This window comes from Pontibacter mucosus (assembly GCF_003054055.1).
GTDB classification, from domain to species: domain Bacteria; phylum Bacteroidota; class Bacteroidia; order Cytophagales; family Hymenobacteraceae; genus Pontibacter; species Pontibacter mucosus.
In genome coordinates this window covers 15,545-27,936 of the sequence record NZ_QBKI01000005.1, presented here as the reverse complement: position 1 = coordinate 27,936, position 12,392 = coordinate 15,545, and the positions used below count along the sequence as shown (strand labels likewise).

Sequence of the window (12,392 nt, the reverse complement as noted above, 5' to 3'; positions counted from 1 at the left end):
ATTACAACCCATAAACAAGCAGGAGACATTAGTATGACATCAGCATATGCATTTGATTTACCAACCGGCGGTAAATCCATCATCAAGGTGATCGGTGTGGGCGGTGGGGGCAGCAATGCCGTAAACCACATGTACAGCCAGGGTATCAAAGACGTAGAGTTCATCATCTGCAACACAGATGCCCAGGCTCTGCAGAGTGCAGCTGTGCCAAACAGGCTGCAGATTGGCCAGAACCTTACCGAGGGCCTTGGAGCAGGCGCTAACCCTGAAAAAGGAAAGCAGGCGGCTCTGGAGAGCAAGGAGGAGATTCGGGACATGCTCAGCAATGACACCAAGATGGTATTTATTACTGCCGGTATGGGCGGAGGTACCGGAACCGGTGCTGCTCCTGTTATCGCAAGGGTTGCCAAAGAGTTGGGTATACTTACCGTGGGTATCGTAACTGCTCCTTTTGCTTTTGAGGGTAAGAAGAAAAAAGTGGCCGCTGAAAACGGCGTGAAAGAGCTGAGCGAAAACTGCGACACTATTCTGGTGATCCTCAACGACAAACTGCGCGAGATGTTCGGTAACCTGACCATCCGTGAGGCATTTGCGAAAGCGGACAATGTTTTAACGACTGCTGCCAAGTCTATTGCTGAGATCATCACGGTAACTGCCGAGGTGAACGTTGACTTTGAGGACGTTAAGACGGTAATGAAAGACTCTGGTGCCGCAGTGATGGGTTCTGCGACAACAGAGGGCGAGGGCCGTGCCCTGCGTGCCGCCGAAGAGGCGCTTTCATCTCCGCTGCTGAACAACACTGATATTCATGGTGCTCAGAAAATCCTGCTTTCTATCATGTCTGGCGAGCAGGCCGAGCTGGAAATGGATGAGTTGACCGAGATTACAGAGTATATCCAGGACAAAGCCGGTCAGGAAGCTGAGGTTATCTTCGGACATGGTATTGACGCGGCCTTGGGTCAGAGCATCCGTGTTACGGTTATCGCCACAGGTTTTGCCAGCGATGCCGAGAGCATCATCGAGCCAAAGAAAACGGTATTTGACCTCGATAGCCAAAAAAAAATTGAGGTAGCTGAGCCTGCTAAACCAGAGGTTGCCCCTGAGATTACCACGTTTGCCAAGCCTGTAGCGCCGGCTCCGGTTATTACTCCAAAGCCTGCTGCGCCACAAGCACCAAGCACGTTTGACAACAGCAGCTCCATGCGCCCGCAGCCGGCACAGCCGCAGCGTGTGGTGTTTGATCTGGAGGGAAACTCGCAAAACGACATGTTCCAGAACAACAGCTTTGCGCGCGAAGAAGAAGCACGTGAGGCCCGCGAGAGACGTGAGGCAGCCCAGCGCCTGGCTGAGGAGCGTGAGATCATGCAGCGCCGTGCCGAGGAGCGTCGTGAGCGCCTGCGCATGCTGAGTGCCGAGACTACTTCCGAAGCTATTAAAGAGAAGCTTGAGGTGCCGGCTTACCTGCGCCGCAACGTTGCCCTGGACAGAGTAGCACACTCTTCTGAGCGTAACATCTCCCGCTTCAATCTGAACGATGACAATGAAATCCTGGGCGATAACCGCTTCCTGCACGATAACGTAGACTAATCGCCTGGACTCAAAGTATAAAATAGGGGCTGCAGTTATCTGCAGCCCCTATTTTATACTTTAAATTTTAAGGTGTGATCGAGGGGTTTTGATATATTCTTTTGTGTATACTCTGCATTAAGTATAAAGGCCTCTGAAATATAAATTGCTGGTAATTTATACTTTATACCTTTTACAATTTACACTTTCCCGTAGCTTCAGCTGTTAGAATTTCAGGAATTGCTCCACATGCTGCTCCAGTAACTCCTGGTAAAACTTGTTGGTAAATTGCTGGCCATCAAAGTTTTTTTCGATGTGAGCCAGCTTCATCCGCATCGCCATCACATGCATCCCCAGGTAGTTCAGTACATCCGACAAATGGCTTAGCGCAATGCCACTGCCCTGCATGCCGGAGGACAGTCCTATCAAAGCTCCTTTTTTGTCCTTCAGGGTATTGGGGTAGGCTAAACCATCTATAAAAGCCTTCAGCACGCCCGGGAAGGAGGAGTTATACTCGGGCACCACAAACACGATCTTGTCAGAGACTGCAATCTTAGAGGCTAGCGCGTTAAACTGCTCGTTTTTTCCGGTGTTTTCGTATAGGGCGGTCTGGATAAAGTCTGCAGGGAGATCTGCCAGGTCCAGGATCTGGTAAGCTTGCCCGCGCTGCTCTAGCATAGCGGCGTACAAATTTACTATAGCTCTTGAGGTGGACTGAGGCCTGTTCGTGCCCGATATCAGTGTAATCATACTTTTGATGTTGCTTCAACGGCTCTTGATGAGGCCTATATGTAGGCCTGCACTTAAGCCGTAAGTACAAGTATACTCATTTATACTTGGAGGAAGTATAAAAAAAGTTGCCAATAGGTAGCGCAGTGTATAATAGAAAAGGCGGGAACAGTAACTGCCCCGCCTTTCCATACTTTGTTTGCAAAGCTAGCTATATATTTTCTGAAGTAGCTTTAGCGTATAAGTACTCGCTTCGGAGCATGTTGATGTTCTCCATGGAGATACCAACCGGGCACTCGGCGGCGCAGGCCCCTGTGTTACTGCAGGCACCAAATCCTTCGATATCCATTTGCGCAACCATGTTCTCCACACGGGTTTTACGCTCTGCCTTGCCCTGTGGCAACAAAGCCAGCTGAGAAACCTTAGCAGACACGAACAGCATAGCAGAGGCATTTTTACAGGCAGCCACGCAGGCACCGCATCCGATACAAGTAGCTGCGTCAAAAGCCTTATCAGCAATGGATTTTGGAATAGGAATCGCATTGGCATCGGGCACACCACCTGTGTTTACAGAGATGTAACCACCTGCCTGCTGAATACGCTCGAAAGCCGAACGGTCTACCACCAGGTCTTTGTGAACCGGGAAGGCGGCTGCTCTCCAGGGCTCAACTGTGATGGTGTCACCGTCTTTAAAGTGGCGCATGTGCAGCTGGCATGTGGTCGTGCCACGCTCCGGGCCGTGCGGACGACCGTTGATGTAGAGGCTGCACATACCGCAGATACCCTCGCGGCAGTCGTGGTCAAAAGCGATTGGATCTTCGCCTTTGCGCAGCAGGTCCTCGTTCAGAACGTCCATCATCTCCAGGAAAGACATATCCGGAGAAATTCCCTTAACAGGGTAGGTCACCATTTGGCCTGGTGAATTTTTATCTTTTTGGCGCCAAACCTTTAGTGTAAGGTCCATCAGTTTAGCATTTGGATTACTTCCAGCCATTTTCTTTTTAATTACGAATTAAGAATCTCTAATTAAGAACCTGAAACCGCCTGCTTCCAGACGCATTCTTAATCATTCATTAATCATTATTTATAGCTACGCTGCGTTAGCTTCACGTTTTCGAACTTCAGGTCCTCCTTGTGCAGCACCGGATCGTTGCCTACCCCTGTAAACTCCCAGGCGGCTACGTATGCAAAGTTCTCATCATCACGAAGGGCCTCGTTCTCCGGTGTCTGGTATTCTTCACGGAAGTGACCACCGCAAGACTCGTTTCTGTGCAAGGCATCTTCTACCATCAGTTCGCCCAACTCCAGGAAGTCAGCAACGCGGTTGGCTTTTTCCAGGGTGATGTTCAGCTCCTCGTTCACGCCAACTACTTTCACATCGCGCCAGAACTCGTCGCGCAGCTTGCGGATCTCTTGCTTGGCAAACTGCAGGCCTTCCGCGTTACGGGCCATGCCGCAGTACTCCCACATAATGTGGCCCAGCGCCTTATGGAAGTCATCCACAGTGCGGTTACCGTTGATGGAGAGTAACCTGTTGTTGATATCGACAACATTCTGCTCAGCTTCTTTGAAAGCAGGGTGGTCCACCGCTACTTTGTCGTAAGGCATTTTCGCCAGGTAATCACCGATGGTGTAAGGCAGCACGAAGTAGCCGTCAGCCAGACCCTGCATCAGCGCAGAGGCACCCAGGCGGTTTGCACCGTGGTCTGAGAAGTTTGCCTCACCGGCAGCGTACAGTCCCGGGATGTTGGTCATCAGGTTGTAGTCTACCCAAAGGCCACCCATGGTGTAGTGTACAGCCGGGTAAATGCGCATTGGCTGCTCGTATGGGTTCTCGTCGGTGATCTTCTCATACATATCGAACAGGTTGCCATACTTGGCGGCAATAGCCGGCTGGCCTTCGCGTCTGATAGCATCGGCAAAGTCGAGGAATACGGCAAGGCCAGAGGCACCTACGCCGCGTCCTTCGTCGCAAACCAGCTTCGCGTTGCGGGAAGCCACGTCACGAGGCACCAGGTTACCGAAGGCCGGGTACTTACGCTCCAGGTAGTAATCACGGTCCTGCTCGGCAATGTCGTTTATTTTGATTTCGCCTCTGCGCAGCTTCTCAGCCGTTTCCTTTGTTTTCGGTACCCATACGCGGCCATCGTTACGCAGCGACTCTGACATCAGCGTCAGTTTAGACTGGTAATCGCCGGAAACAGGGATACAGGTTGGGTGAATCTGAGTATAGCAAGGGTTGGCGAACAAAGCACCTTTCTTGTAAGCTCTCCAGGCCGCTGTAGCGTTGGAGCCCATGGCGTTGGTAGAGAGGTAGAATACGTTGCCATAACCACCTGTTGCCAGTACAACGGCATGCGCGCTGTGCGACTCTATTTTACCGGTGATGAGGTTACGCACCACAATACCGCGCGCTTTGCCATCCACCATTACCAGGTCCAGCATCTCGGTGCGTGGGTACATTTTTACCTTACCGTATGCAATCTGGCGGTTCAGGGCAGAGTAGGCACCCAGCAGCAACTGCTGTCCCGTTTGGCCGCGGGCGTAGAACGTACGCGATACCTGCGCGCCACCGAACGAACGGTTGGCCAGCAGGCCGCCGTACTCACGGGCAAAAGGCACACCCTGCGCCACGCACTGGTCGATGATGTCAACAGACACCTGGGCCAGGCGGTATACGTTGGCCTCACGGGCACGGTAGTCACCACCTTTAATCGTATCGTAGAACAGACGGAAGATAGAGTCGCCGTCGTTCTGGTAGTTTTTGGCGGCGTTTATACCACCCTGCGCCGCGATAGAGTGCGCGCGGCGGGGAGAATCCTGGAAGCAGAAGGCTTTCACGTTGTAGCCCAGCTCTCCGAAAGAAGCAGCGGCAGAAGCACCGGCAAGGCCCGTACCCACCACGATAATATCGTATTTACGCTTGTTGGCCGGGTTTACCAGCTTTACGTTGAATTTATGCTTGTCCCACTTCTCGGCTAAGGCGCCCTCCGGGATTTTTGAATCTAATATCATAGTAATGATAGATAGCTTTTAATTACACAAAGAAGAAGAAGTACAGCGGAATGCTCGCGAAGCCAAGGCAAATAAGGATGGAGAAGGCCACGCCGAACTTCTGTATAAAAGGAGTGTATTTCTTGTGGTCAAGGCCCAGGGTCTGGAAGGCGCTCTGGAAGCCGTGGATCAGGTGGTACGCCAGGGCTACCATGGAGATAACGTAAATGGCCACGTATATCGGGTTCTTAAACGCCAGTACAATCTCGCTGTAAAGGTTGTCGTAGTCTTTGTCCGGAACGGCCTCCAGACCCCCGAAACGGGCCGGGACGAAGAAGTTCCAAAGGTGCACGATCAGGAACACCAGGATAACCGTGCCCAGCAGGCCCATGTTGCGCGAAGCCCAGGAGCTGTTCTCCTCCGGGTGGCTGTTGGCGTAAGCAACAGGACGGGCAGCCTTGTTGCGGCGCGTCAGAACGAGGGCATCATAAATGTGGAACAGGAAACCCAGTACCAGAATGATCTCCATGAAACGGATGATGCCGTTGTGGGCCATGAAGTCTGAGTAAATGTTAAAGGCCTCTCCACCGTCGTTTCGGAACAACTGAAGGTTACCGATCAGGTGCACTACCAGGAAGGAGCAAAGGAAAAGGCCCGTAACAGACATTACGATCTTTCGCCCGACTGTACTGGAAAACGTTTTAGTAAACCAATTCATCTGTGTTTGTTATAGATTTAAATTGTGATTAAGCGTAGTGTTTTTACTGCCCAAAGGTACACGGAGGCCACGTAGAAAGCAATTTCTCCACAATATTTTGAATCAATCTAAATTGAAGGCCGTAATTCAGAGAAGCAACATCTTTTTCCCCGCTGACAGCCCATATACACAACATTTTAGTATAAGTTTAGTTTAAGATTATACTATATTTACCGCCTAACCCAAATGATCTATGCTAAACCATTTACGCCATAAGTATCTGCTGCATGGGAGTCTGTTGTGGGTGTTGATTCTGTTGCTGTTGGGTGCTTCTCCGGAGGCACAGGCTACTCATATTAGAGCAGGGGATATTACTGCCAAGCGGGACACGACGCCAAACCCTAATCCCCGCCGCTTCTTTTTCACCATGATTATCTATACCAACCACCTCTCGCAGGCCGAGGACCCGGAGGTAACTATTTATCCAGGGGTTGGTACCACGTCTATCATCGTTCCCCGCAAATCCGTTACCCCGATTAACTCCGAAACCGATCGCGAGGTGTTTGAATGGGAATATACGTACCCCTCAGATGGTACTTATACGACGTATTGGGTAGGGGAGAACCGCGACAATAATATCCTGAACATGGCGGCCCCGTCAGACCAGCGTTCTTTCTTCATCTCCACGACCATCGATATAAACGCGCTTCGCGGCTTTAACTCCACTCCGGTGCTTACCGTGGAGCCCATTGATGATGCGGCGATGTTCCGCAAGTTTGTGCACAACCCCGGCGCTTATGATGCCGACGGTGACAGCCTTTCCTTTAAGCTGGTGGCCCCGCGCTACCGCGATCCCAGCGGCGCCATTACTGTAGTGCCCGGCTACCGCCACCCCGATCAGGTGGCCAACTGCCGTACCTCCGACGATAGCGGCCCTGCCTTCTTCCGGCTCGATCCCATCACCGGTCAGCTCACCTGGGATGCTCCCTGCCTTGCGGGCAGGTACAACATTGCCTTTGTGGTGGAAGAGTGGCGGCGCGGGCCGAACGGTGGTGCTGTGAAGATAGGCGAGGTGGTGCGCGACATGCGCATTAACGTGGAGGAGAACGAAAACCGGCCGCCTGTGCTGGAACCGAAGGATACCTGCGTGGTAGCTGGTACGACACTGCGTGGCATCGTAAGGGCCACCGACCCGGATGGCGACTTGATCAACCTGACCGTTGCCGGTAGCGGGATTGTGCCTCCGGCCACTTTCGAGCAAAGAACCAATACCCCGGGCTCTGCCACAGGCCTGTTTATCTGGAACACCGAATGCGCCAATGTGCGCCGCTCGCCTTACCAGGTGATTTTCCGTGCTGAAGACGTCAGGCCGCAGGGCGATAAGCGCTTGGCCGACCTGCAGCCCTGGAACATCACCGTGATAGGGCCTGCGCCCGAGAACCTGGATGCCACCAGCGCCGACCGCAACGTCACCCTCACCTGGGATTCCTACACCTGCCAGAATGCCGATAAAATACGCATCTACAGGCGGGAGGGGCCTAGTAACTTTGTGCCGGACTATTGCCAGACCGGTGTGCCTGCCTCTACGGGCTATGTGCTGATAGGGGAGGTGGATGCCGGTGAGACAACCTTCTTCGACGACGACCCAAACCTGAAGGCTGGGGTGGAATACTGCTACATCATCTACGCGACTTTCCCGGCTCCGGGGCGCGGGGAGAGCCTTGCCTCCCTGGAAGTATGCGTGGTTATCGACCAGGACATCCCTTACCTGACCAATGTGACCGTAGATGAAACCAGCACCACCAACGGCCAGATAACTGTGAAGTGGACACAGCCGATTGACGTAGAGAAGCTCACCCCGCCGCTGGAGTACCGCCTGTACCGCAAGGTGGGCATGGAGGCCGGCAACGGCTTTACAGAGGTGAAGCGCACCCGCAACATGGCCGACACTACCTTTGTCGACAGAAACCTGAACACAGTAGAAAACGCTTACCGTTATCGCCTGGAGTTTTACCGCAGCCCGGCCCCTGGCGGACAGCCCTCCTTACTGCGCGATAGCGCCGAGGCCTCCAGTGTATACTTAAGTTTAACACCGGCTGAGGGAGAAGCGAAAGAAGTAGCCTTAAACTGGACCTACAACGTGCCGTGGAAAAATGAGGTGCTGCAGCACTATATCTACCGTCAGGCAACGGGTGGCGAGTTTGTGCTGATTGACAGCGTGTCGGCAACGGCTACGAGCGGCTCCTACACCGACAGGGGTACATTTAATGGCGAGGAACTGGTGCGCGGGCAGGAGTACTGCTACTACGTAGTAACAGCTGGTACCTACCAGATTAAGGGGATACCGGAGCCGTTGCTCAACTACAGCCAGCGCGTTTGCGTTACGCTGCCGAAGCTGATCTGCCCGCCGGAGCTAAGTATACAGCAGCTCGATTGTAACGTGTTTAATCAGAACCCAACCGAGCCACCTTACCAGAACGTGCTCAACTGGGTGCCCAACATAACCGGCGACTGCACCGATGAGATAGCCTATTACACCGTATACTTCAAACCGACACTGGATGCCGAGTATACCCCGCTGGACACCACCACCGAGACCACCTATACGCACAGCGGCCTGGAAACTTTCGCTGGCTGCTATGTGGTAACGGCCACCGACGTGAACGGGCGCGAGAGCGCGTTCAGCAACGAGGTGTGCAACGACAACTGTATCTCGTTTATACTTCCAAACATCATCACACCGAACGGCGACAACCTCAATGACGTATTCCGTCCGAAAGTACGGGCCTTTATCAGGAGCATGCGCTTCAGGGTATACAACCGCTGGGGTGTGCAGGTGTATGATGGAGGAACCGTTTCGCAGGGAGAGGGCCGCTACATTAACTGGCCGGGCGTTGACAACGATGGCAACCGCCTGACCGACGGCACCTACTACTACGAGGCAGAAGTTGAATTTTATACCTTAGACCCGGCCAAGGCGCGCGCCACGTACAAGGGCTGGGTGGAGATAGTACGCTAATGAAAAACTTACCAGACCTGGAGCAGCTGCAGGACAAGCCCGTTGTGTTTTACGACGGCACCTGCGGCTTTTGCCAAGGCAGTGTTCAGATTGCTCTAAAGTATAACGCACGGCAGCATTTATACTTTGCCGCCCTGCAATCGGGGGTGCTGGAGGCGCTGGTGCCCAAGTCCCAAATACCTGATCCGCTACCGGACTCCATGCTTTTTTACGAGAAGGGCAGGCTCTATACAGAGTCGGAGGCGGCGCTGCGCATTGCCGGTCACCTCGATTTTCCGCTATCCATACTTGCTGTGTTTCGCATTATTCCCTTATCTTTCCGCAATTTTGTGTACCGGCTGGTGGCTAAAAACCGCTACCGCATTGCCGGCCGCACCGAAGCCTGCCTGCTGCCCAGCCCCGAGCAAAGGGCCAGGTTTGTAGGGTAAATTGTTTAAGTGTTGATGGTTAAATTGTTGTTCCCGGTAAAGTATAAATCCGGGAAGTATAGAACTATACTTTAAAAAGCCACCATTCAGCAAATCAACGGGCAAAAGGAAGTATCGAATAACGAAAAACTAATAACGAACAACGAATGAAAGCATACGTTTTCCCGGGACAGGGTTCTCAGTTTGTAGGGATGGGCAAAGACCTGTACGAGCAGCACGAAGAGGCGAAGCAGCTGTTTGACAAGGCAAACGAGATCCTGGGTTTCAATATCACCGAGATCATGTTTAACGGCACCGATGAGGAGCTGAAGCAGACGAAAGTAACGCAGCCGGCCATTTTTCTGCACTCTGTGGCGCAGGCAGCCGTAGCCAAAGACTTTGCCCCGGATATGGTGGCTGGTCACTCGCTGGGTGAGTTTTCTGCCTTAGTAGCTAGTAAAGTGCTTAGCTTTGAGGACGGTCTGAGGCTGGTATCGAAAAGAGCGCTGGCGATGCAGGCAGCTTGTGAGGCCAACCCATCCACCATGGCCGCCATACTTGGCCTGGACGATGCGAAAGTAGAGGAAGTATGTGCCGCTGTGGAAGGCGAGGTAGTGGTAGCTGCCAACTATAACTGCCCTGGTCAGCTGGTAATTTCCGGCTCAAATAAAGGCATCGAGATTGCCTGCGAGAAAATGAAAGAGGCCGGTGCCAAGCGTGCCCTGCCGCTTCCGGTAGGAGGCGCGTTCCACTCGCCGCTGATGAAGCCGGCTGAGGAAGAGCTGGCTAAAGCCATCGAGGAAACTACTTTCGCACAAGGCATCTGCCCGATCTACCAGAACGTGGACGCCAAGCCGCACACCAATCCTGCCGAAATCAAGCAGAACCTGATTAAGCAGCTGACAGCCCCTGTGCGCTGGACGCAGTCGGTGCAGCAGATGGTTGCCGACGGTGCCACGCACTTTGTAGAGTGTGGCCCGGGCAAAGTGCTGCAGGGACTGGTGAAGAAAATTGAGCGCACCGCCGAAGTTAGCTCAGCAGAGTAATCTCCTTTAGAAAGTATAAAGTATAAACGCCCTCCCTGGCCAAGCGCTGGGAGGGCGTTTATACTTTCGGGAAGTATGGTTTTAGGAAGCGGGTAAAGTATAACCTATTGGTAGCAAAGTATAAATCGCTACATTTACCACTGCATACTTTCTGCTACATGAAAAAGCAAACCCCGCTGGCAATTTGGCTACTTGGCTTCGTGCTGCTGAGCCTGTACGTGCACCTGTTGCCCCGCTTTTTTGATGCCGGCAATGTATCACTGTGGTCTGCTTACTGGGCCGGCTTTTTTGTGCTGGCCTACCTGGTGAGCAGGTTCCTGCTGAAGCTGCAGGGGCTAGGGCAGCTGGGCATGGAGCGGCAAAAAGGGTGGCTGCAGAACCTGGGCATTGGGTTTGTGATTGGCTTAGGCGTGTATGCCTTAAAGTATTTTGCTTTCTGGAGGCTGGGCAAGTTTGAGGTGGCGGGGCTGCTGGAGCTTGCTTTTATACTTCCGATGCTGGGGCAGGCGCTGCTGGCCATGTTTTTCTCCTCCATCCTCAACGACATTACCATTCGGGGCTATTGGTACGCCTTTTTCCGGCGACGGCAGTTGCTGGCCTGGTACGTTTTTGCGGCCACTATACTTTACACGTTGGATGATGTTTGGAATGCTGGGCTGGACCCGCTGAACCTGGTGTTCTCTGCCATACTTGGGGCAACGTTTGCCTACACCGTGCTCAAAACCGGCGCCATCTGGATGTCTCTAGGCCTGCATTGGGGCGGCAACATGATGTACCGCGTGCTGTATGGCTTCGATGGCAACGGCGTGTGGCAACTGGAAAACGTGCGCGAAGCGCCGCTTTACGATTGGGTGAGCTTAGCGGTAACAGCCCTTATGCTGCCGGCGGTATACTTTGTACTGAAATCAAAGTATAAACAAGAGCAGCCTACGCAAGTTGAGGGCAGGGGCGATTTACCTCAAAGTTATACTTAACCTGTTCTTACAGGGACAGCTCGTAGAACATCAGTTCTTCGTCATCGTTGGGCAGTTTTACCATCCGGCTATACTTCAGGCCCAGCTTTTCCAGCAATTTCTGGGAAGCAAAGTTATCTTTCGTGGTGATGGCGACGAGTTGTTTAATGCCAAAAACACCGAAAGCCGCTTCTTTTACTTTGTTGGCTGCCTCGAACGCATAGCCCTGCCCACCATACGCCTTTAGGAAAGCAAAGCCGATGTCGATACCCTCCAGGCCTTCGCGGTCGTAGAGGCCGCAGGAGCCGAGCTTGGCGCCGTCGGACTTGCGGATAACCGTGTAATTGCCATAGCCAAGGCGTTGCAGCTGGGGCATCATGCGGGTGCTGATGTACTCTTTAGCAGCTTCTATGCTTTTTACGTTGCGGTCGCCGATAAACTGGAGCCACTCCGGCGTGTTGAGCAACTCCAGTATAAAAGGAGCGTCCTCGTAAGAAGTTGGTCTCAGGAGCAGCCGCTCGGTCTCGAAAGTCTGAAAGGTTTCCAAGGCTTGTTCGTTTGTCAGTTTGTTCTTCATCTGCATCATGGCCAGACAGGCATTTTTGGTGTGGTCGATTTAGTCTTTCCAAGTCTCTTTACTATACATCTTTACTATACATCTTTACTGTACTTCTACCGCAGAATAAAGTCTCTTACAAGCAGAAGAAAGATAAGTGTCAAAAAGCCAAATGAGAAGTATAACAGGAAAAACTTCATGATCCTGTTCGACTTTTTATAGAACCTGGCATAGTCGGAATCCTGGAGGCTGTAGCTGATTTCTTCCGGTGTTGGCAAACGAAAAATATTAGCTTGAGCTAAGACAGGGGCATTATAGGCTTGGGTATAACGGTTATATTCTCGGACTGTCAAATAACCCTCGCTTCTAAATCTAAAAAGAAACTCATTCAACTTCTCTCTTCTCCTTTTTATGAAAAGGACAAA

At 52.4% G+C, this 12,392-nt stretch carries 10 protein-coding genes; 5 read left to right on the top strand and 5 right to left on the bottom strand.

The window, feature by feature from the left end:
* The first annotated feature begins 33 nt into the window (after positions 1 to 33).
* Positions 34 to 1,587 carry a cell division protein FtsZ gene (gene ftsZ / locus C8N40_RS10820; RefSeq protein WP_108211799.1) on the top strand — a complete coding sequence of 518 codons (1,554 nt, stop codon included), beginning with the start codon at positions 34 to 36 and terminating at the stop codon, positions 1,585 to 1,587.
* A 204-nt stretch (positions 1,588 to 1,791) separates the two neighbouring features.
* On the opposite strand, the gene C8N40_RS10815 is transcribed toward ftsZ, so the two are convergent.
* The 4 genes from C8N40_RS10815 to C8N40_RS10800 form a co-directional block, all read right to left on the bottom strand.
* A complete protein-coding gene (locus C8N40_RS10815) occupies positions 1,792 to 2,316 on the bottom strand; it encodes an NADPH-dependent FMN reductase (protein ID WP_108211798.1) in 525 nt (174 codons plus the stop codon).
* Positions 2,317 to 2,506: 190 nt separating this feature from the next.
* Positions 2,507 to 3,259 (bottom strand): succinate dehydrogenase/fumarate reductase iron-sulfur subunit, encoded by a 753-nt coding sequence (locus tag C8N40_RS10810; RefSeq protein WP_108211797.1) that lies wholly within the window; start codon positions 3,257 to 3,259, stop codon positions 2,507 to 2,509.
* A 116-nt stretch (positions 3,260 to 3,375) separates the two neighbouring features.
* Entirely contained in the window at positions 3,376 to 5,310 is a 1,935-nt protein-coding gene (locus C8N40_RS10805) for a fumarate reductase/succinate dehydrogenase flavoprotein subunit (protein ID WP_108211796.1), read from the bottom strand.
* Positions 5,311 to 5,332: 22 nt separating this feature from the next.
* Positions 5,333 to 6,007: a succinate dehydrogenase cytochrome b subunit gene (locus tag C8N40_RS10800; protein ID WP_108211795.1), complete on the bottom strand. Its 675-nt coding sequence runs from the start codon at positions 6,005 to 6,007 to the stop codon at positions 5,333 to 5,335.
* Between the two features lie 232 nt (positions 6,008 to 6,239).
* On the opposite strand from C8N40_RS10800, the gene C8N40_RS10795 reads away from it, so the two are divergent.
* The 4 genes from C8N40_RS10795 (at position 6,240) to C8N40_RS10780 (ending at position 11,432) form a co-directional block, all read left to right on the top strand.
* On the top strand, positions 6,240 to 9,005 hold the full coding sequence (locus C8N40_RS10795) for a T9SS type B sorting domain-containing protein (protein ID WP_245905078.1): 2,766 nt from the start codon (positions 6,240 to 6,242) through the stop codon (positions 9,003 to 9,005).
* On the top strand, positions 9,005 to 9,433 hold the full coding sequence (locus C8N40_RS10790) for a thiol-disulfide oxidoreductase DCC family protein (protein ID WP_108211793.1): 429 nt from the start codon (positions 9,005 to 9,007) through the stop codon (positions 9,431 to 9,433). The genes C8N40_RS10795 and C8N40_RS10790 overlap by 1 nt, the downstream gene beginning before the upstream one ends.
* A gap of 146 nt (positions 9,434 to 9,579) precedes the next feature.
* Positions 9,580 to 10,458 (top strand): ACP S-malonyltransferase, encoded by an 879-nt coding sequence (gene fabD / locus C8N40_RS10785; RefSeq protein ID WP_108211792.1) that lies wholly within the window; start codon positions 9,580 to 9,582, stop codon positions 10,456 to 10,458.
* Positions 10,459 to 10,616: 158 nt separating this feature from the next.
* Positions 10,617 to 11,432 carry a CPBP family intramembrane glutamic endopeptidase gene (locus C8N40_RS10780; protein ID WP_108211791.1) on the top strand — a complete coding sequence of 272 codons (816 nt, stop codon included), beginning with the start codon at positions 10,617 to 10,619 and terminating at the stop codon, positions 11,430 to 11,432.
* 7 nt (positions 11,433 to 11,439) lie between these two features.
* Here the strand turns inward: C8N40_RS10780 and C8N40_RS10775 are convergent, their stop codons facing one another.
* Positions 11,440 to 11,997: a GNAT family N-acetyltransferase gene (locus tag C8N40_RS10775; RefSeq protein WP_245905077.1), complete on the bottom strand. Its 558-nt coding sequence runs from the start codon at positions 11,995 to 11,997 to the stop codon at positions 11,440 to 11,442.
* Positions 11,998 to 12,392: the final 395 nt, after the last annotated feature.

Excerpts from the sequence above, each read along its gene's own strand:
- ftsZ (WP_108211799.1), top strand. The coding sequence starts at position 34 with ATGACATCAGCATATGCATTTGATTTACCAACCGGCGGTAAATCCATC.
- C8N40_RS10815 (WP_108211798.1), bottom strand. The coding sequence starts at position 2,316 with ATGATTACACTGATATCGGGCACGAACAGGCCTCAGTCCACCTCAAGA.
- C8N40_RS10810 (WP_108211797.1), bottom strand. The coding sequence starts at position 3,259 with ATGGACCTTACACTAAAGGTTTGGCGCCAAAAAGATAAAAATTCACCA.
- C8N40_RS10805 (WP_108211796.1), bottom strand. The coding sequence starts at position 5,310 with ATGATATTAGATTCAAAAATCCCGGAGGGCGCCTTAGCCGAGAAGTGG.
- C8N40_RS10800 (WP_108211795.1), bottom strand. The coding sequence starts at position 6,007 with ATGAATTGGTTTACTAAAACGTTTTCCAGTACAGTCGGGCGAAAGATC.
- C8N40_RS10795 (WP_245905078.1), top strand. The coding sequence starts at position 6,240 with ATGCTAAACCATTTACGCCATAAGTATCTGCTGCATGGGAGTCTGTTG.
- C8N40_RS10790 (WP_108211793.1), top strand. The coding sequence starts at position 9,005 with ATGAAAAACTTACCAGACCTGGAGCAGCTGCAGGACAAGCCCGTTGTG.
- fabD (WP_108211792.1), top strand. The coding sequence starts at position 9,580 with ATGAAAGCATACGTTTTCCCGGGACAGGGTTCTCAGTTTGTAGGGATG.
- C8N40_RS10780 (WP_108211791.1), top strand. The coding sequence starts at position 10,617 with ATGAAAAAGCAAACCCCGCTGGCAATTTGGCTACTTGGCTTCGTGCTG.
- C8N40_RS10775 (WP_245905077.1), bottom strand. The coding sequence starts at position 11,997 with ATGATGCAGATGAAGAACAAACTGACAAACGAACAAGCCTTGGAAACC.